This window comes from Serratia sp. NCCP-200 (genome assembly GCF_059697885.1).
This window is the reverse complement of the sequence record NZ_BAAKUJ010000003.1, coordinates 193,954-218,856: the sequence shown is the minus strand read 5'-3', so window position 1 is coordinate 218,856 and position 24,903 is coordinate 193,954. Positions and strand designations below refer to the sequence as shown.

At 56.1% G+C, this 24,903-nt stretch carries 22 protein-coding genes; 12 read left to right on the top strand and 10 right to left on the bottom strand.

The window, feature by feature from the left end; all coding sequences use genetic code 11:
* Positions 1-65: 65 nt before the first annotated feature.
* On the top strand, positions 66-1,481 hold the full coding sequence (locus AC6HVW_RS11175) for an amino acid permease (RefSeq protein WP_186486009.1): 1,416 nt from the start codon (positions 66-68) through the stop codon (positions 1,479-1,481).
* 41 nt (positions 1,482-1,522) lie between these two features.
* On the opposite strand, the gene AC6HVW_RS11170 is transcribed toward AC6HVW_RS11175, so the two are convergent.
* Positions 1,523-2,224, bottom strand: coding sequence for a GNAT family N-acetyltransferase (locus AC6HVW_RS11170; protein WP_497569429.1), 702 nt, complete (start codon positions 2,222-2,224; stop codon positions 1,523-1,525).
* A gap of 359 nt (positions 2,225-2,583) precedes the next feature.
* Between AC6HVW_RS11170 and AC6HVW_RS11165 the strand changes: the two genes are divergently transcribed.
* The 4 genes from AC6HVW_RS11165 (at position 2,584) to AC6HVW_RS11150 (ending at position 7,262) form a co-directional block, all read left to right on the top strand.
* Entirely contained in the window at positions 2,584-3,303 is a 720-nt protein-coding gene (locus tag AC6HVW_RS11165; RefSeq protein WP_081366963.1) for a gluconate 2-dehydrogenase subunit 3 family protein, read from the top strand.
* Positions 3,304-5,082 (top strand): GMC family oxidoreductase, encoded by a 1,779-nt coding sequence (locus tag AC6HVW_RS11160; RefSeq protein ID WP_059200576.1) that lies wholly within the window; start codon positions 3,304-3,306, stop codon positions 5,080-5,082.
* Between the two features lie 17 nt (positions 5,083-5,099).
* Positions 5,100-6,368, top strand: a complete 1,269-nt coding sequence (locus AC6HVW_RS11155; protein WP_071680483.1) for a c-type cytochrome — start codon at positions 5,100-5,102, stop codon at positions 6,366-6,368.
* A 129-nt stretch (positions 6,369-6,497) separates the two neighbouring features.
* Complete coding sequence (locus AC6HVW_RS11150) at positions 6,498-7,262, top strand: GntR family transcriptional regulator (RefSeq protein ID WP_071680484.1); 765 nt, start codon at positions 6,498-6,500, stop codon at positions 7,260-7,262.
* On the opposite strand, the gene AC6HVW_RS11145 is transcribed toward AC6HVW_RS11150, so the two are convergent.
* Genes AC6HVW_RS11145 through AC6HVW_RS11135 form a run of 3 tightly spaced genes read right to left on the bottom strand, consistent with a single transcriptional unit; the run spans position 7,249 to position 10,541 of the window.
* Positions 7,249-8,223 (bottom strand): PfkB family carbohydrate kinase, encoded by a 975-nt coding sequence (locus AC6HVW_RS11145; protein WP_071680485.1) that lies wholly within the window; start codon positions 8,221-8,223, stop codon positions 7,249-7,251. The genes AC6HVW_RS11150 and AC6HVW_RS11145 overlap by 14 nt on opposite strands.
* Positions 8,220-9,239 carry an ADP-ribosylglycohydrolase family protein gene (locus tag AC6HVW_RS11140; RefSeq protein WP_497569428.1) on the bottom strand — a complete coding sequence of 340 codons (1,020 nt, stop codon included), beginning with the start codon at positions 9,237-9,239 and terminating at the stop codon, positions 8,220-8,222. The genes AC6HVW_RS11145 and AC6HVW_RS11140 overlap by 4 nt, the downstream gene beginning before the upstream one ends.
* Before the next feature lie 51 nt (positions 9,240-9,290).
* Complete coding sequence (locus AC6HVW_RS11135) at positions 9,291-10,541, bottom strand: nucleoside permease (RefSeq protein ID WP_071680487.1); 1,251 nt, start codon at positions 10,539-10,541, stop codon at positions 9,291-9,293.
* Positions 10,542-10,893: 352 nt separating this feature from the next.
* Between AC6HVW_RS11135 and phoP the strand changes: the two genes are divergently transcribed.
* The 3 genes from phoP (at position 10,894) to AC6HVW_RS11120 (ending at position 14,230) form a co-directional block, all read left to right on the top strand.
* On the top strand, positions 10,894-11,565 hold the full coding sequence (gene phoP / locus AC6HVW_RS11130) for a two-component system response regulator PhoP (RefSeq protein WP_021804688.1): 672 nt from the start codon (positions 10,894-10,896) through the stop codon (positions 11,563-11,565).
* Positions 11,566-11,570: 5 nt separating this feature from the next.
* Positions 11,571-13,028, top strand: a complete 1,458-nt coding sequence (gene phoQ / locus AC6HVW_RS11125; RefSeq protein ID WP_021804689.1) for a two-component system sensor histidine kinase PhoQ — start codon at positions 11,571-11,573, stop codon at positions 13,026-13,028.
* A gap of 80 nt (positions 13,029-13,108) precedes the next feature.
* The gene (locus tag AC6HVW_RS11120; RefSeq protein WP_021804690.1) at positions 13,109-14,230 is read left to right on the top strand and encodes a ribosomal protein uL16 3-hydroxylase; all 1,122 of its coding nucleotides are present in this window, start codon (positions 13,109-13,111) and stop codon (positions 14,228-14,230) included.
* Between the two features lie 56 nt (positions 14,231-14,286).
* On the opposite strand, the gene pepT is transcribed toward AC6HVW_RS11120, so the two are convergent.
* Positions 14,287-15,519: a peptidase T gene (pepT, locus tag AC6HVW_RS11115; RefSeq protein WP_021178275.1), complete on the bottom strand. Its 1,233-nt coding sequence runs from the start codon at positions 15,517-15,519 to the stop codon at positions 14,287-14,289.
* Positions 15,520-15,852: 333 nt separating this feature from the next.
* Between pepT and potA the strand changes: the two genes are divergently transcribed.
* From potA to potD, 4 genes are all read left to right on the top strand, one after another.
* Positions 15,853-16,959 (top strand): spermidine/putrescine ABC transporter ATP-binding protein PotA, encoded by a 1,107-nt coding sequence (gene potA, locus AC6HVW_RS11110; RefSeq protein WP_059200571.1) that lies wholly within the window; start codon positions 15,853-15,855, stop codon positions 16,957-16,959.
* Positions 16,943-17,803, top strand: a complete 861-nt coding sequence (gene potB / locus AC6HVW_RS11105) for a spermidine/putrescine ABC transporter permease PotB (protein ID WP_021804692.1) — start codon at positions 16,943-16,945, stop codon at positions 17,801-17,803. Before potA ends, potB begins: the two co-directional genes overlap by 17 nt.
* On the top strand, positions 17,800-18,576 hold the full coding sequence (gene potC, locus AC6HVW_RS11100; protein WP_021804693.1) for a spermidine/putrescine ABC transporter permease PotC: 777 nt from the start codon (positions 17,800-17,802) through the stop codon (positions 18,574-18,576). The genes potB and potC overlap by 4 nt, the downstream gene beginning before the upstream one ends.
* Positions 18,577-18,694: 118 nt before the next feature.
* On the top strand, positions 18,695-19,741 hold the full coding sequence (gene potD / locus AC6HVW_RS11095) for a spermidine/putrescine ABC transporter substrate-binding protein PotD (protein WP_071680489.1): 1,047 nt from the start codon (positions 18,695-18,697) through the stop codon (positions 19,739-19,741).
* Positions 19,742-19,801: 60 nt separating this feature from the next.
* On the opposite strand, the gene cobB is transcribed toward potD, so the two are convergent.
* Genes cobB through lolC form a run of 5 tightly spaced genes read right to left on the bottom strand, consistent with a single transcriptional unit; the run spans position 19,802 to position 24,767 of the window.
* Positions 19,802-20,641, bottom strand: coding sequence for a Sir2 family NAD+-dependent deacetylase (cobB, locus tag AC6HVW_RS11090; RefSeq protein WP_059200568.1), 840 nt, complete (start codon positions 20,639-20,641; stop codon positions 19,802-19,804).
* A 9-nt stretch (positions 20,642-20,650) separates the two neighbouring features.
* On the bottom strand, positions 20,651-21,568 hold the full coding sequence (gene nagK / locus AC6HVW_RS11085) for an N-acetylglucosamine kinase (protein WP_071680490.1): 918 nt from the start codon (positions 21,566-21,568) through the stop codon (positions 20,651-20,653).
* 52 nt (positions 21,569-21,620) lie between these two features.
* Entirely contained in the window at positions 21,621-22,868 is a 1,248-nt protein-coding gene (gene lolE, locus AC6HVW_RS11080; RefSeq protein WP_021804697.1) for a lipoprotein-releasing ABC transporter permease subunit LolE, read from the bottom strand.
* Positions 22,868-23,572: a lipoprotein-releasing ABC transporter ATP-binding protein LolD gene (gene lolD, locus AC6HVW_RS11075; RefSeq protein WP_071680491.1), complete on the bottom strand. Its 705-nt coding sequence runs from the start codon at positions 23,570-23,572 to the stop codon at positions 22,868-22,870. The genes lolE and lolD overlap by 1 nt, the downstream gene beginning before the upstream one ends.
* The gene (gene lolC / locus AC6HVW_RS11070; RefSeq protein WP_071680492.1) at positions 23,565-24,767 is read right to left on the bottom strand and encodes a lipoprotein-releasing ABC transporter permease subunit LolC; all 1,203 of its coding nucleotides are present in this window, start codon (positions 24,765-24,767) and stop codon (positions 23,565-23,567) included. Before lolC ends, lolD begins: the two co-directional genes overlap by 8 nt.
* Between the last annotated feature and the right edge of the window lie 136 nt (positions 24,768-24,903).

The following is a 24,903-nucleotide window of genomic DNA, read 5'->3' as shown; positions in this document are numbered from 1 at the left end:
GCGGGAAATCACTCCCGCTCAATCCAGATTGAGTTCATCATTGATGTCGTTCATCGGAGGACGCTATGTCCGATTCTTTACGTGGCACGATTGGCAAGTTTGCCCTGTTGTCGATGACCTTTGCGGCGGTGTTCAACGTACGCAATATCGTCAACAACAACATTGAACTGGGCTTGAGTTCAGCCCCGGTATTTTTGTTTGCAACCCTGGTCTACTTCATTCCCTTTGTGTTTATTATCGCGGAGTTTGTGTCCGCCAATAAGAACTCAGAGTCGGGAATGTACGATTGGCTAAAACAGCCTCTGGGCACCCGAGCAGCCTATATGGGGTCGTTCCTGTATTGGTTCGTCAACCTGTTCTGGTTTGTATCATTGCTGCCTAACGTGATTGCCTATGCGTCGTACGCCATTATGGGCCGCGAATACGCCTTTTCACCGGTGATGGTATCGATCATCTCGATCGTACTTTTTGCCGCCACCACCCATATTTCCACCAAGGGGGCCAGTTGGCTGGGCAAGATTGCCGAAGTCGTCGCCTATGGGGTGTTTGCCCTGTTTGCGATTTACGTGCTGGGCGCGCTGATGGCGCTGAGCGGCGATCACGTCCCGGCGCAACCGATCACGCTGGAGGCGATGACGCCGACGGTGAACTGGGCAACGTTGGGTATCATGTGCTGGATCTTCCAGGCGGCTGGCGGTGCGGAAACGGCAGCGGCCTACCTCAATGACGTCAAAGGGGGCCAAAAGTCGTTTATCAAGGTGATTATCATTGCCGGTGCGGTTATCGGCGGGATGTATGCCGTCGGTTCCCTGCTGGTTAACGTGTTTGTCGCGCGTGAAAACCTGACCTACGCGGGCGGCATGGTGGAAATCTTCACCGGGATGGCCAAGTACTTCGGCATTTCAGAAACGCTGGTAGGCCGCCTGGTGGGTATCGTGCTGTTCATCGCCATTTTTGGTTCGATGATGATGTGGACCTCTGCGCCGGTGAAGATCCACTTCTCTGAGATCCCGAAAGGCGTTTACGGCCAGAAAACCACCGAGCTGAACAAGCATGGCGTTCCGGTACGTGCTGCATGGTGGCAATTTGCCTTCGTGTTCATGATGTTGGTGGTTAACGGCTTTGGTTCCGAATCGGTGCAGCAGATGATGAACACCGCGATCAACCTGACGGCGGGTACGGCGATGCTGCCGCCGATCTTTATCATGGTGGCCTACTTCGTGTTCCGCTGGAAGCATGACGATACGCCGCGCGAGTTCCGCATGGGATCGCGCAAGTTCGGGATGAGCGTGGTTTCGGTGCTGATCACCATCTTTGTGGTCAGCATGACGGCGTCGGCATTCCCGCCGGGGGTCGATCTGATGAAAGCCTTCTTTATCAACGTCTGTATGACCGCGGTATTCTCGGCACTGGCCTGGTGGTGGATTTCACGCTTCGAGGCTAAGCAGGTAAGAAATAAAGCGGCGCTGACCGAGCAGTAAGCTACATAGGGGCGAACATGCACATGTTCGCCCCCTACATATCAAGGCATAAACGCCTGCAAACGCTGTATCTGCTGGCCGTCGGAGCCAAAATTCTCGTCAGCCAGCCAACCTTCGAACGCACTACGCATCTGGGGCCAGTTTTGCTCGATCATGGCGAACCAGTCGGTATCCCGGTTGCGGCCCTTGATGACCAATGCCTGCATAAAACGCCCTTCGTAGTGGAAACCAAAGCGAAGTGCCGCCTGCCTGGAAGGCGCATTCAGGCTATCGCATTTCCATTCACAACGGCGATAGCCCAACTCGTCAAAGGTGTGGCGCAACATCAGGTAAATCGCCTCGGTGGCGCAGGAGCGCTGCTTCATCAGCGGTGACCAACAGACGTGACCAATTTCCAACACGCCGCTGGCCTCTTCAATCCGCATAAAGGCCACGGTACCGACGGGCAGATCGGTGGCTGAATCGAACACCACCAGATTTACCAGCGCCGGGTTAGCCTGCAGTTTTTCCAGATGCGCACGCATCTCCTGCGGGCTTTCAGGCCGCTCCCTCATCAGGTAAGTCCAGTCACGTCCATCTGGCGCAAGCTGGTAAGCCGCAAATAGCGCGGCAAAGTCCCGCTCGGCGTCCAACATCGCGAGGCGGCAAAATTTGCCCGTCAGCGTCACCTCCTGCGGCCGTGGCAAGGCATGCCATTGCACCAAGGGTTCGCCCACCGGCTGACCATATTGATTTATCGCCATAAAAGTATTCCGTCTGGTTGCAGCAAAAGTAGGTTCTCCGCAACAGCATATACCGATGCCAGATCTCAGCATACAGACCAATTAATCCCAGCGACTAGACCAATCACCAACCGCCTGTTAGGTGCTTTAGTCAAGGCAAATTGTTAATGGAATGATCTAAATCAAAAATAATGTGAAGAAAATGTTTTGAAACAGATGCTTTATTGTTTGTTTTAGCTGCCAAGACTTAAACTTGAATCACCATACCAGTAGCTCGCTAATTATTATTGGTCATGGAATAGCAACTCCCTCTGCCCGTTTTTACGGCCCAAGACTGCGGCCACGCGGGCATTTCTGTGAAACATATTCAAGGTGGAATTATGTCTCGACAGCACTCTCCAGAACCGCCTCGGCGGAACTTTCTAAAGAAAACGCTAGCACTAATACCGCTGGCAGCCGCTGGAGGTACCGGCGTTCTGACGATGACGCCCATGCCAACCTCGGCGGCAGGTGTCTCCTCTCACTATGTTCCCGCTTATTTCAATAACGAGGAATGGCGCTTCCTGCTGGCGGCCTGCGATCGACTGATCCCGAGCGATAGTAATGGTCCCGGCGCCGTCGAAGAAGGCGTGCCGATCTTTATCGATAAGCAAATGGAAACGCCTTATGGCCACGGTGGCCTGTGGTATATGCACCCGCCGTTTGTCCCTTCGGCCCCCGAACTAGGCTATCAGTCCAAACTGACGCCACGAGATACCTACCGTATTGGCATTCGAGGCCTCAATGCGCACTGCCAGCAGCAGTACCAGAAAGCCTTTGCAGACTTGGAACATAGCCAGCAAGAACAAATCCTGACGGCGCTGGAGAAAGGTGAGCTGGATTCCGAAGCCCTGCCCGGTCAAGCCTTTTTCAGCCAACTGCTGCAAAACACCAAAGAGGGTTATCTGGCCGATCCGCAGCACGGCGGTAACCAGTCGATGGCCTCATGGAAACTGATCGGTTTCCCTGGTGCGCGGGCGGATTACACCGACTGGGTCGATCATCCTAATCAGGCCTATCCCCTTGGCCCGGTAAGTATCTCCAGCAAAAGGAATGCATAAATGAGCACGATAAAAAAGCCACCGGTAGACGTGGTGATTGTCGGATTTGGCTGGACCGGTGCCATTATGGGCATGGAACTGACCGAAACCGGCCTGAGCGTATTGGCACTGGAGCGCGGTGAGCAGCGCGATACTTACCCTGATTTTGCCTATCCACGGATTGCCGACGAATTGACCTATGGCATCCGCCTGAAACTGGAGCAGGAGATGGCGCACGAGACCGTCACCGTGCGCCACACGCCAGCGGATTTCGCCGTGCCTTATCGTCAGCTTGGATCCTTTTTGCCCGGCAACGGCGTTGGCGGTGCAGGCGTCCACTGGAACGGCATGCACTGGCGCGCCCTGCCCGCCGATCTGAAAATGCGTACGACGGTGACGGAAAAGTATGGCGACAAATGGGTGCCCGAAGGCATGTTGTTGCAGGATTACCCTCTCAGTTACACCGAGCTGGAGCCTTACTTCGATAAGTTCGAGAAGGTCTGTGGCACCGCAGGCAAGGCCGGTAACCTGCAAGGCAACATCATCAAAGGCGGCAACCCGTTCGAAGGGCCACGCACTAGCGAATATCCCACTGCCCCCCTCAAGCAGCTCTATTCCGGTTCGCTGTTTGGCAAGGCGGCCGAGTCGCTCGGCTATCACCCGTTCAGCATTCCAGCAGCCAACTGCTCGGAGCCTTATACCAATCCCTACGGCGTGCAACTCGGCCCCTGTAACTACTGCGGTTACTGTGAGCGCTTCGGCTGCTTTATGTACTCCAAGGCCTCACCACAGACCACCATTCTGCCGGTGCTGATGAAGCGGAAAAACTTTGAATTGCGCACTCAGTCGCAGGTCATCAAGGTCAATTTGGACAGCAGTGGCAAAAAGGCCACCGGTGTCACCTATGTCGATGCCCAGGGCCAACAGATTGAACAACCGGCGGATCTGGTGATCCTCAGCGCCTTCCAACTGCATAACGTGCGTCTGCTGTTGCTCTCCGGCATCGGTAAACCTTATGACCCCGTCACCGGCGAAGGAGTTGTCGGCAAGAACTACGCCTATCAGATGAACAGCGGCATTTCGCTGTTTTACGATAAGGACACCCACTTCAACCCGTTTATCGGAGCCGGAGCCGCGGGCACGGTGATCGACGATCTCAACTCGGAAAACTTCGATCACGGCGCGCTAGGCTTTATCGGCGGCGCCTATATTTCCGCCACCCGCACCGGTGGCCGCCCGATCCAACAGATGTCGTTACCGCCGGGGACACCCACCTGGGGCAGTGGTTGGAAACAGGGTATCAAAGATAATTATCAGCACTCGATGAGTATTGGCTCTGAAGGCTCAGTGATGCCCTATCGCGACTGCTATCTCGATCTCGATCCCACCTATCGGGATGCCTATGGGCTACCGCTGCTGCGCATGACCTTCGACTGGAAGGCTAACGAGATCAAGATGACCCAGCACATTACCAGCAAGATGGCGAACATCGCCAAAGCCATGGAGCCGAAGCAGATGGCGATTTCGGTGATGGGCAGCGGTTCGCACTATGACGTGCGCCCGTATCAATCCACCCACACTACCGGCGGGGCAATCACCGGCGACAACCCAAAAACCAGCGTGGTGAACAAGTATCTGCAATGCTGGGACGTGCCCAACGTGTTTGTCACCGGCGCTTGCGCCTTCCCACAGAACCTGGCTTATAACCCCACCGGGATCGTCGGTGCGCTGGCCTATTATTCAGCGGAAGCGATCCGTAAGCAGTATCTGAACAACCCCGGCCCGTTGGTTCAGGCCTGATACGCAAGGAGAAGACGATGAAAGGATTAACCCCCTCGCTGCTGGCCTTGCTGGTATTTAGCGCCAGCGCTCTGGCCGCCGAGGATACCCACCAGGTCGGGAAAATCGCTCATGGCGAATATCTGGCCCGCGCCGGTGACTGTGCCGCCTGCCATACCGCGCCAGGTGGCATGGCGTTCGCCGGTGGGCTGAAGATGACCACCCCGGTTGGCGCGATCTATTCCACCAATATCACGCCAGACAAAACTACCGGCATCGGTGCCTACGATCTACAAGCGTTTGCCGACGCCCTGCGTAAAGGCATTAGGCGCGATGGCACTCGGCTCTACCCGGCCATGCCCTATCCTTCTTTCGCCAAAATCAATGATGAGGATATACGCGATCTGTATCTCTACTTCACCCAACGGGTAACGCCGGTGGTGCAGCAGAACAAGGCTAGCGATATCCCATGGCCGCTGAATATGCGCTGGCCGTTGGCGATGTGGGACGGCATATTCCGCGAGGATGGCGCCTATCAGCCAGACGCTAACCAAAGCGCACAATGGAACCGTGGGGCCTATCTGGTACAAGGATTGGGCCACTGCGGCAGTTGCCATACGCCACGCGGCATTGGCTTCCAGGAGAAGGCGCTGAACCAGACGGATGACGACTATCTGAGCGGTGGGACGCTGGAGGGTTGGCACGCCGCCAGCCTGCGTGGCGATGCAATCAGCGGGTTGGGTAGTTGGAACGCGGCAGATCTGACTCGTTTCCTGAAAACCGGCCACAGCGACAGATTTGCCGCCTTTGGCTCCATGGTAGACGTGGTACAAGACAGCACTCAGCACCTGAGCGATGAGGATTTGCAGGCGATCGCCGCCTATCTGAAATCGCTGCCTGCGGGGGATGAGCAGAAAACGCCAACGGCCAACCAGCCGCTGGCACTCTACAGCACCGACCAAGGCAACCCAGGCGGGCAGGCTTATTTGGACAACTGCGCCGCCTGCCACCGCAGCGATGGCCAGGGCTATCGCAATACCTTCCCACAGTTGGCCCATAATCCGGCGTTGCTGGCGGAAGACCCTGCTTCGGTGATCAGCATCATTCTGCATGGTTCACGTACGCCGATGACTTTAGACGCCCCTACCGGGCTAACCATGCCGGACTTTGGCTGGCGTCTGAGCGACCAGCAGGTAGCCCAGATAGCCACCTTTGTACGCACCAGTTGGGGGAATAACGCCGCTCCGGTCACTGCCGAACAGGTCAAAGAAATACGGGAGAGCAGCGCCGCCAAACCTTCTCAGTAGTAAATACCACAACGGGCCTGGTCTGCCAGGCCCAACCATTTCCACCGATCTCACCCTGCACGGTTGCACCGCCCGGCGAAATCACCTTAAATAAGCTATCGCATTGAGGCTACAGGATTTCGGTCGTCTATGAGCACGGATCCCAACCAGCGCCTGCTGGACAAACTACAACACGATCTCACCAGCGCTGGCGCTATGCCGCTCTACCTGCGCTTTAACGAATCGGTACGACAGGCCATTGAGCTTGGCATATTGAGCCAGGGGGTTTTTCTGCCCAGTGAGCGCCATTTCACCGAACGGCTGGGGATCTCGCGCATTACGGTACGCAAAGCCCTGGCCTGCCTGGAGCAGGACGGCATTATCGGCCGCTCGCGGGGCTATGGCACCTTCATTCAAAATACCGTGGCTCAACCTAAACTGGCCTATTCGCTGGCGGATGTGAAAGGCTTTTCACGCGAAGTGATGCTGCAAGGCCGTAAACCGGACACCATGTGGATCAGCCGTGAGCAAATCCCGGCGGATAGCGCACTGGCCGAGAAACTGTCGCTGGCCGAGCATACGCCGGTGTACAAACTCAAACGTATTCACTTTATCGATCAGCGCCCCATGTCGGTGGCGGTGTCTTATGTGGTGGCGGAGGCGATAGCCAACGTTGATGATATTGGCGTTTCTCTGTATGACTACTTCCGTTTGAACAACGTGGAGTTGGGATCGCTGCGCAGCCAGGTCAGCGCCGCCATGAGCGACGGTGAAACCCTGCAGGCGCTGCAGTTGAAAGAACCCATGCCGCTGCTGATCATCAAGCAAACGCTTTTCGACAGCCAGAAAAAGCCCATCGAATACAGCGAAAGCTTCTGCCGCAGCGACATGTACGAATTTATCAGCGAGGATTGAGTTCCTCGCTGGCCAGGAGCTGGGCCAGGGTTGGCGCACAATCCCCACCGGCCTGCGATACTACGTAACCGGCGATGCTATTGGCTAGCATCATGCTTTGGCGGGCAGTCAGGCCCAGTGCCAGCCCGGCGAGCAAACCGGCGCTGTGGCTATCGCCAGCACCAATGCTGTCTACCACTTTGACCTGACGAGCGGCTATCCAGCCTTGTTCCTCCGGCCCGGCAAAGTAATATCCACCTTCCCCGCCGCAGCGCACAATCACCAGTTGCCCGGTGGTTGACCATAACCGCTGGCAAAAACCGGCAATATCTTCCTGCATACCAAGGTGCTGGGCTTCACGCTGGTTTAGCGTCAGGATCACCCCAGGGCGGATCAGGCGTTGCAACAGGCTCTGCGCCATCACGTCAATGCGCGGGCCAATGTCCAGCACCACCCGCACCTGTTCGGGCAGGCGTAACAGCCAATCCACCAGCACGTGGCCCTGCCGGGCACCCAGTTGATAACCTGAAAGGTAAACTAGCCCGCTTTGTGGCGTCGCGTCTGCCAACCACTCCGGCTGCCACTGGTTCTCAATGCCATCGATAGAGATAAAGGTGCGCTCACCGTCCGGCTCGACCAACGCCAAACACCAGCCGTTATCCTCACCACCCACTTGCAGATCGGAACTCACGCCGCGCTGCGCCATCTCGCTACGCAAACGCTCCGCCCACACGCCTTCTCCCACCGGCAGCAGATTGCGGCTGGTAATGCCCAACTGGCGCAGAGCCACGGCGATATTCAGCGCGCAGCCCCCTAAATGCAGCCCCTGCATCTGGGCCGACACGTCGCCACCGCGCACTGGCAAGGCATCGGCGCTCACCACCATATCCATCACCGCTGCGCCAATCACCGTCACCGGGCACTGCTGATGCCAGCCGCCCTGGGTCAGCGTCTGTAATAACTCGCGTCTTTCGTTACTCATTCAGCCTCCTGCCAGCGCTGGCGGAAACGGAGAAAGGCCTGCGCGTAGTGGTTGATATCCAGCGGATTCACCCGCTTTAATTCTGCCAACATAGCCATGTCAAACGCGTCGATACCGTTCAGGGCACCACAGATCGCCGTTGCCATCGCGCCAATGGTGTCGGTATCACCGCCCAAGTTGGCGCACAGGATCGCACAGCGGGTAGGATCGGTTTGCGCCAGTTCGACCATCGCCAACGCGGCCGGCACGGATTCTATGGTGCTGACCCCTGCGCCAACCAGTTGGTAAACCCGTTCTGAGGCCTGCTCGGTACCGCCAGCCTGTTCAACTACCTGGAAGGCCAGTTCGATACGCGCCGCTAAAGAAGCGCTGAAGGTGGTGCTATGGCGGCGCTGAGCGTAATCTGCCACTCCCGGCAACGCCAGGCGGATCTCAGCCCAACTAGCCTCTTCGATCGCCTTGGCAACTGCCCAGGCAATCACCACCGCACCGGCAACCGCGATATCGGATTTATGCGTCGGGCTGGAGGCCAGCCAAACCTGCTGGCAAAACTGCTCCAACGGCGCAGAAGGCAGCACACAACCCAACGGGGAAACCCGCATCGCCGCGCCGTTGGTCACACCGTTGTTTTCCAAATTGCTAATCGGCGTGCCCTTCTTCTGCTCCCCCAACGCCAGTTTGGAACTTGGGCCAAGGATGTTTTTGTTGAAGGCGTCAAAACTATCGACCCAGTGGATCACGTTGCGAGCAATCAACTCTGGTACCACTTCACCGTCAGCCTCGATCAACGCGTCGGCTAACGCCAGTGCCATCGAGGTATCATCGGTATACTGCGCTGCCGTGAAATAGCAGGCGGCGCTGTTCTCTGCCGGGCCGTCAAGGAAGCGGTCGATCCAGCCAAAGTGGCGCTTAATCCGCTCACGCGGCCACAGCTCGGAAGGCATGCCGAGCGCGTCGCCCAACATCTGGCCATAAAGTGCACCCACCACGCGTTGTTCCTGGGTTAACTGCTTCATCTGTTTCTCCTGAATTTTTACCTTGCCGGACAACACGCCCGGCGCAATGAATTAAGACCGTGCCACGTCAATCGGGGTGATGTTGTCGCTGCTTTCACGGAAGAACAGCAGGAACAGCAGCATGACGCCCACCACCATCACCGCACCAACGCCCCACACGGCGAACCAGTCAAACGTCATACCGTCTCGCGGTTGTTCAAGGGCGAAAGTGGTCATTGCACGGCCCCCGAGCCAGTTACCGATAAAGCTGCCCAATCCCTGGCAAATCAGGGTGATCAGACCTTGAGCGGCGGTACGCATATGCGGCGGCGCTTTTTTGTCGACGTAGATATAGCCGGTCACGAAATAGAAATCGTAGCTGACGCCATGCAGCAAAATGCCCAGGAACAGCATGCTGTAGGCCCAGACGTCGGCGGTGCCGCCGTAGATAAAGAACACATAGCGGATCGCTGCGGTCACAAAGCCCAGCAGCAGCACCTTTTTGATGCCGTAACGCTTGAGCAGCAAAGGTAGCGCCAGCATGGCGAAGATTTCCGAAACCTGCCCCAGCGTCATCCAGCCGGTGGCATTTGGCAGCCCAACCTGCGTCAGATAACCATTGGCAAACTGGTAGTAAAACGCCAACGGCATACAGAACAGGAACGAGCACAGGGCGAAGGTGGCAAATGAGCGATCCTTCAGCAGGCCAAGCGCGTTCAGGCCCAGCAACGCCTTGATATCCACCGGGCCAGAGCCTTTGGCTGGCGTATTGGGCAGCACAAAGCTGTATAAACCGAGCGCGATCGAGGCCACGCCGGTAATGATTAACGGCAGGTTGCTATCGGAAATATTGCCTAACCCCAGCAGCGGCGGCAGCATAAAGCCCACCACCAGACCGGAGGCAATCCAACCCAAGGTGCCCAGTACGCGGATGCGCGGGAACTCTTTTTCGGTATCGGTAATGTTGGCAAAGGCGATGCTGTTGGTCAGCGCCACGGTCGGCATATAGGTGATGGCATAAATCACCAGCAGCGGGAAGAAGGTGGCAAAGGTGGTTTGCCAGGCGATGATAAACATCAGCACCCCGCCAGCCAGATGCAACCAGCCCAAGACTTTTTGCGCGGCGAAGTAGCGATCGGCAATAACGCCAACCAGTACCGGCGAGAGGATTGCCGCAATCGCCGTACTGCTGTACGACCAGGCAATTTCACCCGGCGTAAAGCCCAGTTTGTTGAGGTATTGCCATAGGGGAACAAACCACGCTCCCCAGATAAACCACTCGATAAACATCATGACAGACAGCTTCAGATGAGGACGTTTCATTATTATGTATCCTTGCTGGCTACCTTCCCGGCTTCGGCTCGGGAAAGCGGTGTAGGGTTCCTGGTGTTAGTATCATAACGATACCTATATAATACCTTAATGATACCTTTAATCCTTTGCAGCGATCCTGCTCACACTTCAGGCAGTCAGCTTTGTTTAAGTTTTGTTTACCTTTGGCACTGCGCTGTTTATCCTGCGTTTATCAGCCATTGCCGATAATCAATGGATGACAGAATTAAACGATCAGGGAATGGTCAGCTAATGCGCGTTACCACAACGTGGCCAACAGCGTGTAACCTTTTCAGTGTGGGTGCCTGGAGTTGCTCCCGCCTAAACAACAGGAGTCTGTACCATGCGAGTACTGGTTGTTGAAGACAATGGCCTATTGCGCCACCATCTTAGTGTGCAAATGCGTGAAATGGGGCATCAGGTTGATGCCGCAGAAGATGCCAAAGAAGCTGACTATTTTCTGCAGGAACATGCGCCTGATATCGCCATTGTCGATCTCGGGTTGCCGGGTGAAGATGGCCTGAGCCTGATCCGCCGTTGGCGTGCCAACCAGATGAAGTTGCCGATCCTGGTGCTGACCGCCCGTGAAAGCTGGCAGGATAAGGTGGCGGTGCTGGAAGCCGGTGCCGATGATTACGTCACCAAGCCCTTCCACCTGGAGGAAGTGATTGCCCGCATGCAGGCCTTGATGCGCCGCAATAGCGGCCTGGCCTCACAGGTGATCGTATTGCCGCCGTTCCAGATCGACCTCTCACGCCGTGAGCTGAGCGTCAACGAACAGCAAATCAAACTGACAGCCTTTGAGTACACCATTATCGAAACGTTGATCCGTAACGCGGGTAAAGTGGTCAGTAAAGATTCATTGATGTTGCAGCTCTACCCGGATGCCGAACTGCGCGAAAGCCACACCATCGACGTATTAATGGGCCGCCTGCGTAAAAAACTACAGGCCGAATACCCACAGGAAGTGATCACCACCGTACGTGGTCAGGGCTACCGTTTCGATGCCAAGTGAGCATAATGTTCAACAGAGATAAAAAGCCTTTCTCACTGCGCGCCCGCTTTCTGATGGCCACCGCCGGGGTGATCCTGGCGCTGTCGCTGTCCTACGGGCTGGTTGCGGTCGTCGGCTATATCGTCAGCTTTGATAAAACCGCCTTCCGCCTGCTGCGCGGTGAGAGCAACCTGTTCTTCAGCCTGGCGCAGTGGAAAGACCAGAAGTTGACCATTGCCATCCCGCCCGATCTCGATCTCAACTCCCCAACTCTGGTGTTTATCTACGACGAAAAAGGCAACCTGTTGTGGAGCCAGCGCTCGGTACCGGAGCTGGAAAAACGGATCCAGAAAGAGTGGCTGGAAGAGTCCGGTTTCTATGAGATAGACACCGACACCCGCATCAGTAGCGAAGTGCTGGGCGACAATCCCAAAGCACAGGATCAGCTGAAAGACTACGATGACACCGACCATGAGGCGTTAACCCACTCGGTAGCCGTCAATACCTATGCCGCCACCCCACGCCTGCCCGCCTTGAGCATCGTGGTGGTCGACAGCATTCCGCAGGAGCTGCAACGCTCGGACGTGGTGTGGGAATGGTTCAGCTACGTACTGCTGGCCAACCTGCTACTGGTCGTGCCTCTGCTCTGGCTAGCTGCGTATTGGAGTTTGCGGCCGATCAAGGCTCTGATAACCCAGGTGGGTGAATTGGAAAACGGCGAGCGCGAGCAACTGGATGAAAATCCCCCCAGTGAACTACGTGGCTTGGTACGGAACCTGAATATCCTGGTGCGCAACGAGCGCCAGCGCTACACAAAATACCGTACTACGCTGTCCGATCTCACCCACAGCCTGAAAACCCCGCTGGCGGTATTGCAGACCACCCTGCGCTCGCTGCGTTCCAGCAAGCAGACCACCATCGAAGAGGTCGAGCCGATCATGCTCGAGCAGATTAGCCGTATCTCGCAGCAGATTGGTTATTACCTGCATCGGGCCAGCATCAACTCTGGTCAAACCGTGCTGACCCGCGAGATCCATTCGGTTTCTGCCCTGCTCGACAGCCTTAGCGTGGCACTGAACAAGGTCTATCAGCGTAAAGGGGTAGTCATCACCCTCGATATCTCACCAGAAGTCACCTTTATGGGCGAGAAAAACGACTTTATGGAGGTGATGGGCAACGTGCTGGAGAACGCCTGTAAATATTGCCTGGAGTTTGTGGAGATCACCTCGCTGCACTCGGACAAATACCTGACGATCGTCATTGATGACGACGGCCCCGGCATCCCCGAAAGCAAGCGTGAACTGATCTTCCAACGCGGCCAACGCGTCGATACTCTGCGCCCCGGCCAGGGGATTGGCCTGTCGGTCGCCGCCGAGATCATCGAGCAATATGACGGACAAATTACCATCAGCGACAGCCCACTTGGTGGAGCACGGATGGAGGTCACCTTCTCCCGCCAGCACGACTCCCACCATCACGATTAAATTCTCTCGCTGAGGCCCCGATCCACGGGGCCTAACTTCCGTTATAATCCCTGCAGGCTCACTCTATCCTGGAATAGAACATGGATTACCAATTAGATCTCGACTGGAACGACTTTTTGCAACGCTATTGGCAAAAGCGCCCGGTAATTATCAAGCGTGGTTTTAACAACTTTATCGATCCGATTTCCCCGGATGAGCTGGCCGGGTTGGCTATGGAAAACGAGGTGGACAGCCGCCTGGTGAGCCATCAGGAAGGTCGCTGGCAGGTTGGCCACGGCCCGTTTGAAAGTTTCGACCATCTGGGCGAGAACAACTGGTCATTGCTGGTGCAGGCCGTTGATCACTGGCATCAGCCTTCCAGTGCGCTGATGCAACCGTTCCGTAAGCTGCCAGACTGGCGCATGGACGATCTGATGATTTCGTTCTCGGTGCCGGGCGGCGGCGTTGGCCCGCATCTCGATCAATACGACGTGTTCATCATCCAGGGTACTGGCCGCCGCCGTTGGCGCGTGGGCGAAAAAGTGCCGATGAAGCAGCACTGCCCGCACCCTGACCTGTTACAGGTTGAGCCGTTTGACGCCATCATTGACGAAGAGATGGAGCCTGGCGATATTCTGTATATCCCACCGGGATTCCCGCATGAAGGCTACTCGCTGGAAAATTCGCTCAACTATTCCGTCGGCTTCCGCGCACCGAATGGCCGCGAGATGGTGAGTGGCTATGCCGACTATGTGCTAGCGCGCGAGTTAGGCAGCAAACGTTACACCGATCCGGATATCGCGCTGCGCGATCATCCGGCGATGGTTCTCCCCCATGAGGTCGATGCGCTGCGTGGGATGATCCTGGAGCTGGTGCAGCAACCGGAGCACTTCCAGAACTGGTTTGGCGAGTTTATTTCGCAGTCGCGCCACGAGCTGGACATCGCGCCGCCAGAGCCGCCTTATCAGGCCGGTGAAATCTATGAGCTGCTGCAACAGGGTGAGCCATTACAACGTTTGGGTGGGTTACGCGTGCTGCGCGTTGGCGACCAATGCTTTGTCAACGGTGAGCTAATCGACACCGAACATCTGCAAGCCGCCGATGCGCTGTGCCAGCACGCCAGCGTTGATGCCGCCTTGCTGGGCGACGCGGTGGACGATCCATCGTTCCTGGCCCTGCTGACGGCGTTGATTAACAGCGGTTACTGGTATTTTAACGACTAATCATAATGAGTGGGGGGGCAAACTGGCCCCCTCACTCAATCTATTAACGCAAAAAACTACCGTTTAGCGCGCTCGGCGCTCAGAGTGGCAATGCGCATGATCACCGCAACCGCCTGCTCCATCCCTTCCAGCGTAATAAACTCATGCTTGCCATGGAAGTTATAGCCACCGGTAAACAGGTTTGGACAAGGCAGCCCCTTGAAGGATAGCTGCGCGCCATCGGTACCACCGCGGATCGGCTTCATCACCGGCTCAATATCGCAGTCCCGCATCGCCTGCTGTGCCAGCTCGATCACATGAGGATGCTCGGCCACCTGCTCACGCATGTTGTAGTAATTATCCTCGATCGCCACCTCAATGTAGCAATCCCGTGGTAACCCACGGCCAACCTTTTGCGCGACTGCAATCATCTTGCGCTTGCGAGCCTCAAAGCCTTCACGCTCAAAATCCCGCAAGATGTAGTGCATCTCGGCACGCTCAACGTTCCCCTTAATGCTGTTGAGATGGTAAAAGCCCTGATACCCCTCGGTATGCTCCGGTGTTTCCTCGGCCGGTAGCTCCTGTTGGAAACGGGTTGCCAGCGACAGCGCGTTCACCATCACCCCTTTGGCACTGCCAGGGTGGACATTATTGCCGACGATTTTGACCGTCACCGCCGCTGCATTGAAGTTTTCACACTCCAGTTCGCCCACCCCACCACCATCGACGGTGTAGGCCCACTCGGCATCGAACGCAGCAACATCAAAGAAATGCGCCCCTTTGCCCACCTCTTCATCCGGCGTGAACGCCACGCGGATATCGCCGTGAGGAATTTTTTGCTGCTTTAGCCGCACCATCGCGGTCAAGATCTCGGCAATACCGGCTTTATCGTCGGCCCCCAACAGCGTTTTGCCGTCGGTGGTGATCAGCGTTTGCCCCAGCATCTGATGCAAGATCGGGAACATCACCGGCGATAACACTTCATCACCGATGCCCAAGGCAATGTCACCGCCGCGATAGTTTTCCACTATCTGCGGTGTCACATGCTTACCCGAAAAATCGGGTGAGGTATCAAGGTGAGAAATAAAGCCAATGGCCGGCACTGGCCAGCTCACATTGCCAGGCAGCGTGCCCATCACGCAGCCATGTTCGCTTAGCGATACCCGTTCAAACCCCAGCCCAATCATTTCCTGTTGCAACGCACGCGCCAGCTTCAGTTGCCCTTCGGTACTAGGCACATGTTTGACGTTCGCTTTAGCCTGTGTGTCAAATGAGACGTAGTTAAAAAAGCGATCTAGTAGTTTATCCATGGTTCCGCCCTCAGAATTTCGCGTTTCATTATGCGGAACCGATCCGGATCAAATATTGAGACAGGTCATTAATAATCAGATTTAACACAAATCATTAAAGCAAGTGATGGTTTAATAGGGTAACTACCGACGCAAAAATCGGCCAACGGGCATGACTTATGGGCGGTTTGGCTTTCAATTACCGGATTCAGCGTCTATCATGCGCCCTCTTAAATTTTTGATCGGCGCCGCTGGCTTTGAGCTTCAGTACCTGACGGGTCACTCCCGTAAGCTCGCGCAGTCTTTTCCAGCGGCGGTTCTATCTGCACCACCGTACGGGATAGAGACACTAAAATGACTGAACAATCCTCTTTGGTTACACTGAACGCCCTGAGTAAAAGCTTTGACGGCAAAGAGATCATCCGCGATCTCAACCTAAAGATTAACGATGGTGAATTCCTGACCCTGCTTGGCCCTTCCGGCTGCGGGAAAACTACCGTGCTGCGGTTGATTGCCGGGTTGGAAAATGCCGACCACGGGCAGATCGTGCTCGACGGGCAAGATATCACCGCTATTCCGGCCGAGCATCGGCACGTTAACACCGTGTTTCAAAGCTATGCCCTGTTCCCCCATATGACCGTGTTTGAAAATGTCGCCTTTGGCCTGCGCATGCAGAAAACCCCAGAGGCGGAGCTAACGCCGCGCGTGGAGGAAGCCCTGCGCATGGTGCAATTGGACGAGTTCGCTCAGCGCCGCCCGCATCAGCTATCTGGTGGGCAACAGCAACGGGTCGCGATTGCCCGGGCCGTGGTGAATAAACCTAAACTGTTACTGCTCGACGAGTCGCTTTCGGCACTGGACTACAAGCTGCGCAAGCAGATGCAGAACGAGTTGAAGGCGCTACAGCGCCAATTGGGCATCACCTTTGTGTTCGTAACGCACGATCAGGAAGAGGCGCTAACCATGTCAGATCGGATTGTGGTGATGCGCGACGGGCGAATAGAACAGGACGGCACTCCACGGGAAATCTACGAGGAACCCAAGAACCTGTTTGTCGCCAGCTTTATCGGTGAGATCAATATCTTTGATGCGGTAGTGCTACATCGTATCGATCCGCAGCGGGTGCGCGCTCGTGTGGAAGGCCGCGAATGTGATATCTACGCCGATCTCCCGGTCGAGCCAGGGCAATCCCTGAAGGTTCTGCTGCGCCCAGAAGATCTGCGCGTCGAAGAGGTGAACGACAGCGAGCAGATAGATGGCCTGATTGGCTACGTGCGCGAACGCAACTATAAAGGCATGACGCTGGAGTCGGTGGTTGAACTGGAAAACGGTAAGATGGTGATGGTCAGCGAGTTCTTCAATGAAGACGATCCTGACTTTGATCACTCGTTAAACCAGAAGATGGCGATAACCTGGGTTGCAAGCTGGGAGGTAGTGCTGGCCGATGAAGAAATCGCGTAATTTGCTGCAAAACCTGGTGATCATCGGCACCGTCGGCTGGCTGGTGCTGTTTGTTTTTCTACCGAACCTGATGATCATCGGTACCAGTTTCCTCACCCGTGACGATGCCAATCTGGTGCAGATGGTGTTCACTCTGGATAATTATACCCGGCTGTTTGATCCCCTATACGGCCAGGTGATGCTGCACTCGCTGAACATGGCGGCGATCGCCACCTTGTGCTGCCTGCTGCTGGGTTATCCTTTTGCCTTTATTCTGGCTCGCCTGCCGCAAAGGCTGCGTCCGCTGCTGCTGTTCCTGCTGATTGTGCCCTTCTGGACCAACTCGCTGATCCGTATCTATGGCCTGAAGCTGTTTCTCAGCACTCGCGGCTATCTGAACGAGTTCCTGATGTGGGCCGGGATCATCGATACGCCGTTACGCATCATGTATACCTCTGGCGCCGTGGTGCTGGGGCTGGTCTACATCTTGCTGCCGTTTATGGTGATGCCGCTCTACTCAAGCCTGGAAAAGCTGGATAAATCCTGTCTGGAGGCGGCCCGCGATCTCGGGGCCAGCAAGCTGCAAACCTTTATCCGCATCATCATTCCGCTGACCATGCCAGGCATTATCGCCGGTTGCCTATTGGTGCTGCTGCCCGCTATGGGGCTGTTCTACGTGGCCGACCTGATGGGCGGAGCCAAAAACCTGCTGATCGGTAACGTCATCAAAAGCCAGTTCCTGAATATCCGTGACTGGCCGTTTGGTGCCGCCACCAGCATTTGCCTGACGCTGGTGATGGGGCTGATGCTGTGGATCTATTACCGGGCCGCCAAGCTGCTGAACAAAAAGGGGGAGCTGGAATGATCGGACGCCTGTTGCGCGGTGGCTTTATGAGCCTGATTTACGCCTATCTCTATATTCCCATCGTGATCCTGATCGTTAACTCGTTCAACACCTCGCGCTTTGGCATCAACTGGCGAGGTTTTACCACCCACTGGTACAGCATGTTGATGAACAACGACAGCCTGTTGCAGGCCGCTGGGCATTCACTGACCATGGCGGTGCTGTCCGCCAGCTTTGCTACCATGATCGGCTCTTTGGCGGCGGTGGCATTGTATCGCTATCGTTTTCGTGGGAAGCCCTTCGTCGGTGGCATGCTGTTTGTGGTGATGATGTCGCCGGATATCGTCATGGCCATCTCGCTGTTGGTGCTGTTTATGCTGCTAGGCGTCTCGTTGGGCTTCTGGTCGCTGTTATTTTCGCATATCACCTTCTGCCTGCCCTTTGTGGTGGTTACCGTCTATGCGCGTCTGAAGGGCTTTGACGTCAAGATGCTGGAAGCCGCACGCGATCTGGGTGCCAGCGAAATGGTGATCCTGCGCAAAATCATCCTGCCGCTGGCGATGCCCGCTGTCGCCGCCAGTTGGTTGCTAAGCTTCACGCTGTCGATGGATGATGTCGTGGTCTCTTCGTTCGTGACCGGGCCGAGCTACGAGATTTTGCCCTTGAAGATCTATTCGATGGTCAAGGTCGGCGTATCTCCTGAAGTGAACGCCCTGGCGACCATTCTGCTGGTGTTATCGCTAGCGCTGGTGCTCACCAGCCAACTGCTGCTGCGCGATCGGCAAAAACACTGATTTGCCAATGGGATAAGCGTCTTTACCCCGTTAGGTACGCCACTTATAATGGCCGCTCTCTGGGGTATGGCGCATCACGCTATACTGTAAAAACATGCACTGCTAAAGGATCCGCACCATGAAAAAGTGGTCACATCTGCTCGCAGCCGGGATGATGGCTCTGAGCATTGGCTCAGCAAACGCCGCGGACGACGGCAAAACGCTCTATTTCTACAACTGGACCGAGTATGTCCCACCGGGGCTGCTGGAACAGTTCACCAAAGAAACCGGTATCAAGGTGATTTACTCCACCTATGAATCGAACGAAAGCATGTATGCCAAGCTGAAAACCTATCAGGATGGCGCGTACGATCTGGTGGTGCCCTCCACCTATTTCATCGCCAAGATGAGCAAGGAAGGGATGCTGCAAAAGATCGACAAAAGCAAACTCAGCCACTTTAACGATCTCGATCCCAACCTGTTGCACAAGCCGTTCGATCCCAACAACGATTACTCCATTCCCTATATCTGGGGCGCCACCGCCATTGGCATCAATACCGATGCCATTGATGCCAACTCCGTAACCGCCTGGGCCGATCTGTGGAAACCGGAATACAAAGGCCGCGTGCTGCTCACCGATGATGCACGTGAAGTGTTCCAGGTCGCGCTACGCAAACTGGGATATTCAGGCAATACCACCGATCCTAAACAGATCGAGGCTGCCTATAACGAGCTCAAGAAGCTGATGCCAAACGTGCTGGCGTTTAACTCCGATAACCCGGGTAATCCGTATATGGAAGGTGAAGTCGATCTGGGCATGGTATGGAACGGTTCGGCCTATGTCGCGCGCCAGGCCGGTACCCCACTGGAGATCGTCTGGCCGAAAGAAGGCGGCATTTTCTGGATGGATAGCCTGGCCATTCCGGCTAACGCCAAGAACGTCGAGGGAGCGTTGAAGCTGATCGACTTCCTGCTACGCCCGGAGATCGCGGTGCAGGTGGCGGAAACCATCGGTTACCCTACCCCTAATCTGGCCGCGAGAAAGCTGTTGCCGAAGGAGATCGCCAACGACAAGTCGCTGTATCCGGATGATGCGGTGATTGAGAACGGTGAGTGGCAAAACGATGTGGGTGATACCAGTACGCTGTATGAGACCTACTTCCAGCAGCTAAAAGCTGGACGCTGACCTAGATTAAGGTGTGGAGAACATATTGAATTTCCCCACACCTTTTAACCCGACGCTCGATTAAGGCTTATCCGCCCGCTCGACCTTGCCCATCAGGAACTTGTGCACAAAGCGTGGCACCACTTCGCTGGCCGGACCGTAATGCTTCTCTTCGAACTGGCTTTCCACCAGGCTTGGCTCCAGGTTCAGCTCCATGGTATAAGCCCCGCCCAACCGTGCCTCGTGAACAAAACCTGCCGCCGGGTAAACATTGCCAGAGGTGCCAATCGCGATAAAGAAATCGGCCTTGGCCAACGCGGCGTAAATCTCATCCATCCCCAACGGCATTTCACCAAACCACACCACGTGAGGCCGCAGAGGCGCAGGGAACTGGCAACAGTGGCAACGTTCATCCACGCTCAGGTCTCCCAACCACTCCACCACCTGCCCAGAACTGGTGCAGCGTACTTTCAGCAGCTCGCCATGCATATGCAGCACATGCTTGCTACCGGCACGCTCGTGCAGGTTGTCGATATTCTGCGTAACCAGCAGGAAGTTCTCCTCCCCCAGCCACTCTTCCAAATCGGCCAGCGCACGATGAGCCGCATTAGGGCCGATATCCGACTGCTGCAGCTGCCGGCGGCGCGCATTATAAAACTCCTGCACCAAGGCCGGATCACGCTGATAACCGTCCAGGGTGGCGACATCTTCTACCTTGTGCTCTTCCCACAGCCCATCGGCAGCGCGGAAAGTACGGATGCCAGACTCGGCAGAGATCCCTGCTCCCGTCAGCACCACGACAAACGGCTTTTTCAGCTCTGCCGCCGCCATGGTATCGCGTTGGAATATCCGCGAGCGAAAACGCTGATGCCGCACATGCTTACTCTTGCGAAACTGACACAACCGATGGCGAGTGTGCATGAACTCTCCTTATTTATGACTTTCCACCAAATTGAGGAACGCTGCCCCACGAACACCGCCAGCATCGCCATAGCGTGCCTTCTCGATGCGTGGCAGTTTGGCTACCCGTAACAAATGGGCGGGCAAACGCTGGGGCAACGCCTGATAAATTGCGGCAAAATTCGATAAGCCGCCGCCAATCACCACCAGGTGGGGGTCGATGATGGTCAGCAGGTTGCCCAGGCAAATGGCCAGGACATCCAGAAATCGTTCTACGTGCGCCACGGCCTGTGGCTCACCGGCCTGATAATGCGCAATGATTTGCTGCGCTGGCAACCGTTGTTGATAAAAATGCGCATACATCCACTCAAATCCGCGGCCCGAGATGTAATTCTCGATGCAACCGTCATGGCCGCAGCCACAGGGAACGCGAGGAATATCACGCCCGAGCACCTCCAGCGCATCCACCGGCAAACGGAAGTGGCCAAACTCTCCAGTGATAAAGTTACGCCCAGAGACCACTTTACCATTAACGATCAAGCCACCGCCAACTCCGGTGCCCAGGATGATGCCTAGCACCGTCGGGTAATGGCGGAACTCTTCGTCCCAGGCTTCCGAGAGCGTGAAGCAGTTGGCGTCGTTATCGACCTTGACCTCGCGGCCAATCAGCTTGCTCAAATCGCGCGGCAGCGGCTGCCCCATCGCGGCCGGGACGTTGGCGGTAAACAAGGTGCCATCTTCATTTGGCAACCCGGGAATACCTATACCCACCAGCCCCTGCGTACCACAAACGGCATCGGCCTCAAGGGTGAGATCTCGTAATACCGCCAGCAGTTGCCGGTAGTCATCACGCGGCGTCGGCACCCGCTTTTGCCAGATACGCTGCAGATTGGCGTCGAACACCCCAAGTTCAATCTTGGTGCCGCCCATGTCGAAACCGTAGTACATATCTCGCCCTCAGGGTAAAAAAATGGGGCCCGCTACCGGCCCCAGGTTTTTATTACTGCCCGCTCAATACGCGGGCCGGATCGATGCGGCTGGCACGTCTGGCCGGATACCAACTGGCCAGCAGGCTAAGCACGATTGCCGTACCCAGTACGATAGCGACATCCAGCCAGTGCAGCTCGGACGGCAGGAAATCGATAAAGTAGATGTCGCCAGACAGGAAAGAGTGGCCCATCAGCTTTTCGATGCCTTTCATGATATTGGTCAACTGTAGCGAGGCAATCACGCCAACCACTACCCCGCTAAGGCTACCTACCAGCCCGGCCAACAAGCCATACCAGACAAAGATGGCGCGGATAAAGCCGTCTTTGGCCCCGAGCGTACGCAGCACGGCAATGTCGCCACTCTTGTCCTTCACCGCCATCACCAGGGTGGAAACAATGTTGAAACAGGCCACGCCGATCACCAGCACCATCGCCAGATACATGATGGCGCGGATCATCTGAATGTCGCGATACATAAATCCGTAGGTGCCAATCCAGCTCTTGATATAGACGGTGGCATCGGCGACTTCCCCGGCGTCACGCACCAGCTTGTTAGCGGCGAATACGTCGTTAACCTTGATGGCAATGCCGGTGACACTGTCACCCATATCCAGATAGTGCTGGGCATCCGCCAACGGCACCATGGCCAGACTGTGATCGAGCTGGCCACTAAGTTGTAAAATACCGGTGACATGCAGGCGAATACGCTTCGGCTGCAACAGTTTCATCTCAGGATCGCTGTTGGGGATCATCACCGTGACGTAAGAGCCCTGCTTCACGCCCAGAGCGTCGGCAACCCCTTTGCCCAGGATCACCTGCTGCTCACCGCTTTTGAAATTGGCCCAGGCATCGCCCTGCACATAACTTGGCAGCGCGCTAAGCTGTTTTTCCTGCGCAGGATCGACCCCTTTTACCTGCACGGCGCGTAGCTGAGCACCATTTTCCATCAGGCCGGTAAAGTTGATATAGGGTGCCGCAGCCAAAATGCCCGGTACCTTTTCGACCCGTTGCAGGATCTCCGGCCAGCCGGTGAACGGTTGCTTAACCGGTTCGATCTCACCGTGCGGCACCACCGCCAGAATACGGTTCTGCAGTTCACGTTCGAAGCCGTTCATCGCGCTTAGCCCGACGATCAGCACCGCCACGCCCAGCGCGATGCCGATGGTGGAGATCACCGAGATCAACGAAACCATGCCGCCGCGCCGCCGGCCACGGCTGAAGCGCAGCGCCATCAGCAATGAAAGTGGCGAAGCGCTCATTACTCGGCCCCCATCAGGGTCAATTGTGCCTGTAGACGGCCATCTGCCATTTCCAACTGGCGGCTCAGGCGTTTAGCGAGTTGCAGATCGTGGGTGACCACCAAAAATGCGGTGCCCTGGCGTACGTTCAATTCACCCAGTAAATCGAAGATGCTGTCTGCGGTGCGCTTATCCAGGTTGCCGGTCGGCTCATCTGCCAACACCAGTGAAGGATTATTCACCAACGCACGGGCAATCGCCACGCGCTGACGTTCACCGCCGGAAAGCTCGGAGGGCCGGTGTTTGCTACGTTTTTCCAGGCCCACGGCCGCCAGCATCTCCAGCGCCTTTTCCTTCGCCAGCGCCGGTTTCGTGCCACCGATCAGCAGCGGCATCGCGGCGTTTTCCAGCGCGGTGAAATCTGGCAGCAGATGATGGAACTGATAGATAAAGCCAAGCTGGCGGTTGCGCAGTTCGGCTTTGGCAGTGGAAGAAAGCTTGTTCAACGACTGCCCTTTGTAGATCACCTCACCCGAAGTGGGCGAATCCAGCCCCCCCAGCAGGTGCAGCAAAGTACTTTTACCGGAACCCGAGCTGCCGACGATCGCCATCATCTCGCCCGGTTGCATGGCAAAACTGACATTGCGCAGCACGTCGGTATGCAGGTTGCCTTCCTGATAGGTTTTACACAGGCGCTCACACTGCAATAAAAGATGGTTACTCATAACGTAAAGCCTCAGCGGGTTGTACGGCGGCAGCGCGCCATGAAGGGTAAAGCGTGGATAACAGTGAGACCGCCATCGCCACCACGGCAATGATCGTCACCTGAAGAGGGTCAACCGCCACCGGCAGAGAAGCCCCATCGATCAACGCGCCAAGGATCGGCATCAGGGTGTTCAGATTAATGGCAAACAGAACGCCTAACAGGGTGCCCAGCAACGAGCCGATAATCCCGGCGCTGGCCCCCTGCACCATAAAGACCGACATGATCTGCCGCCGCGTCAGGCCCAGGGTTTGCAGAATGGCCACTTCGCCCTGCTTCTCCATCACCAATAGGCCCAGCGAGGTAATGATATTGAATGCCGCCACCGCCACGATCAGGCTGAGCAGCAGCCCCATCATGTTTTTCTCCATGCGCACCGCCTGGAACAACTCGCCCTTGCGTTCGCGCCAGTCTTTCCACTGGGTGCCTTCCGGCAGCGTTTGCTGGCTAAGGGTGTCCACCGTCAACGGCTGTTGCAGGAACAGACGCCAGCCGGTGATATTGCCCGCCGGGTAGCGCATCAGACGTGAAGCATCTTGCTGGTTCGCCAGCAACTGATAGCCGTCCACTTCACTATTGGCATGGAAAGTGCCAATCACGGTGAACAGACGTTGGCTTGGGATGCGGCCCATCGGGGTAAACTGGCTCGCGCTCGGTACCATCAGACGCAGCTGATCGCCACGCTTGACGCCCAACTGCCCGGCAAGCTGTTCACCGATAATCAGGTTGTACTCACCCGGTTGCAGCTGTTGCTGTTTAACGTTGACCAGATAAGGCGTCAGCGGATCGGGCTGCTGCGGGTCAACCCCCAACATGACGCCAACGGCCACGCTGCGAGCGCTTTGCAGCACCACATCGCCGGTAGTCAACGGGGTGACTCGGGTGACACCATGCAGGTTTTGCATGGCAGAGGCTGGCAGCTGTTCAGGGTTGATTGAACCCTGCTTGCTGGTGATCAGCGCCTGCGGCATGAGCCCCAGGATGTTGTTTTCGAGATCTTTCTCGAAGCCATTCATCACTGAAAGCACCGTCACCAGCGCCATCACCCCCAGCGTAATGCCAATGGTGGATAGCCAGGAAACAAACCGCCCAAAGCGGTCTGAGGCTCGCCCACGCATATAACGCAGGCCAATAAATAACGCGACAGGTTGATACATGAAATCCGTTTTGTTGCCGTAGCTTAAGCAAAGTGATCAAGGATAATAAAGGCTCTACCGGGTTTATGGAACCACCCGGCCGGTTTTATTCATCATGTTTGCACGGGTTTACAGAAAATGCCGGATTTTGACCTTC

Coding starts and splice junctions, on each gene's coding strand:
- AC6HVW_RS11175 (WP_186486009.1), top strand. CDS start 66: ATGTCCGATTCTTTACGTGGCACGATTGGCAAGTTTGCCCTGTTGTCG.
- AC6HVW_RS11170 (WP_497569429.1), bottom strand. CDS start 2,224: ATGGCGATAAATCAATATGGTCAGCCGGTGGGCGAACCCTTGGTGCAA.
- AC6HVW_RS11165 (WP_081366963.1), top strand. CDS start 2,584: ATGTCTCGACAGCACTCTCCAGAACCGCCTCGGCGGAACTTTCTAAAG.
- AC6HVW_RS11160 (WP_059200576.1), top strand. CDS start 3,304: ATGAGCACGATAAAAAAGCCACCGGTAGACGTGGTGATTGTCGGATTT.
- AC6HVW_RS11155 (WP_071680483.1), top strand. CDS start 5,100: ATGAAAGGATTAACCCCCTCGCTGCTGGCCTTGCTGGTATTTAGCGCC.
- AC6HVW_RS11150 (WP_071680484.1), top strand. CDS start 6,498: ATGAGCACGGATCCCAACCAGCGCCTGCTGGACAAACTACAACACGAT.
- AC6HVW_RS11145 (WP_071680485.1), bottom strand. CDS start 8,223: ATGAGTAACGAAAGACGCGAGTTATTACAGACGCTGACCCAGGGCGGC.
- AC6HVW_RS11140 (WP_497569428.1), bottom strand. CDS start 9,239: ATGAAGCAGTTAACCCAGGAACAACGCGTGGTGGGTGCACTTTATGGC.
- AC6HVW_RS11135 (WP_071680487.1), bottom strand. CDS start 10,541: ATGAAACGTCCTCATCTGAAGCTGTCTGTCATGATGTTTATCGAGTGG.
- phoP (WP_021804688.1), top strand. CDS start 10,894: ATGCGAGTACTGGTTGTTGAAGACAATGGCCTATTGCGCCACCATCTT.
- phoQ (WP_021804689.1), top strand. CDS start 11,571: ATGTTCAACAGAGATAAAAAGCCTTTCTCACTGCGCGCCCGCTTTCTG.
- AC6HVW_RS11120 (WP_021804690.1), top strand. CDS start 13,109: ATGGATTACCAATTAGATCTCGACTGGAACGACTTTTTGCAACGCTAT.
- pepT (WP_021178275.1), bottom strand. CDS start 15,519: ATGGATAAACTACTAGATCGCTTTTTTAACTACGTCTCATTTGACACA.
- potA (WP_059200571.1), top strand. CDS start 15,853: ATGACTGAACAATCCTCTTTGGTTACACTGAACGCCCTGAGTAAAAGC.
- potB (WP_021804692.1), top strand. CDS start 16,943: ATGAAGAAATCGCGTAATTTGCTGCAAAACCTGGTGATCATCGGCACC.
- potC (WP_021804693.1), top strand. CDS start 17,800: ATGATCGGACGCCTGTTGCGCGGTGGCTTTATGAGCCTGATTTACGCC.
- potD (WP_071680489.1), top strand. CDS start 18,695: ATGAAAAAGTGGTCACATCTGCTCGCAGCCGGGATGATGGCTCTGAGC.
- cobB (WP_059200568.1), bottom strand. CDS start 20,641: ATGCACACTCGCCATCGGTTGTGTCAGTTTCGCAAGAGTAAGCATGTG.
- nagK (WP_071680490.1), bottom strand. CDS start 21,568: ATGTACTACGGTTTCGACATGGGCGGCACCAAGATTGAACTTGGGGTG.
- lolE (WP_021804697.1), bottom strand. CDS start 22,868: ATGAGCGCTTCGCCACTTTCATTGCTGATGGCGCTGCGCTTCAGCCGT.
- lolD (WP_071680491.1), bottom strand. CDS start 23,572: ATGAGTAACCATCTTTTATTGCAGTGTGAGCGCCTGTGTAAAACCTAT.
- lolC (WP_071680492.1), bottom strand. CDS start 24,767: ATGTATCAACCTGTCGCGTTATTTATTGGCCTGCGTTATATGCGTGGG.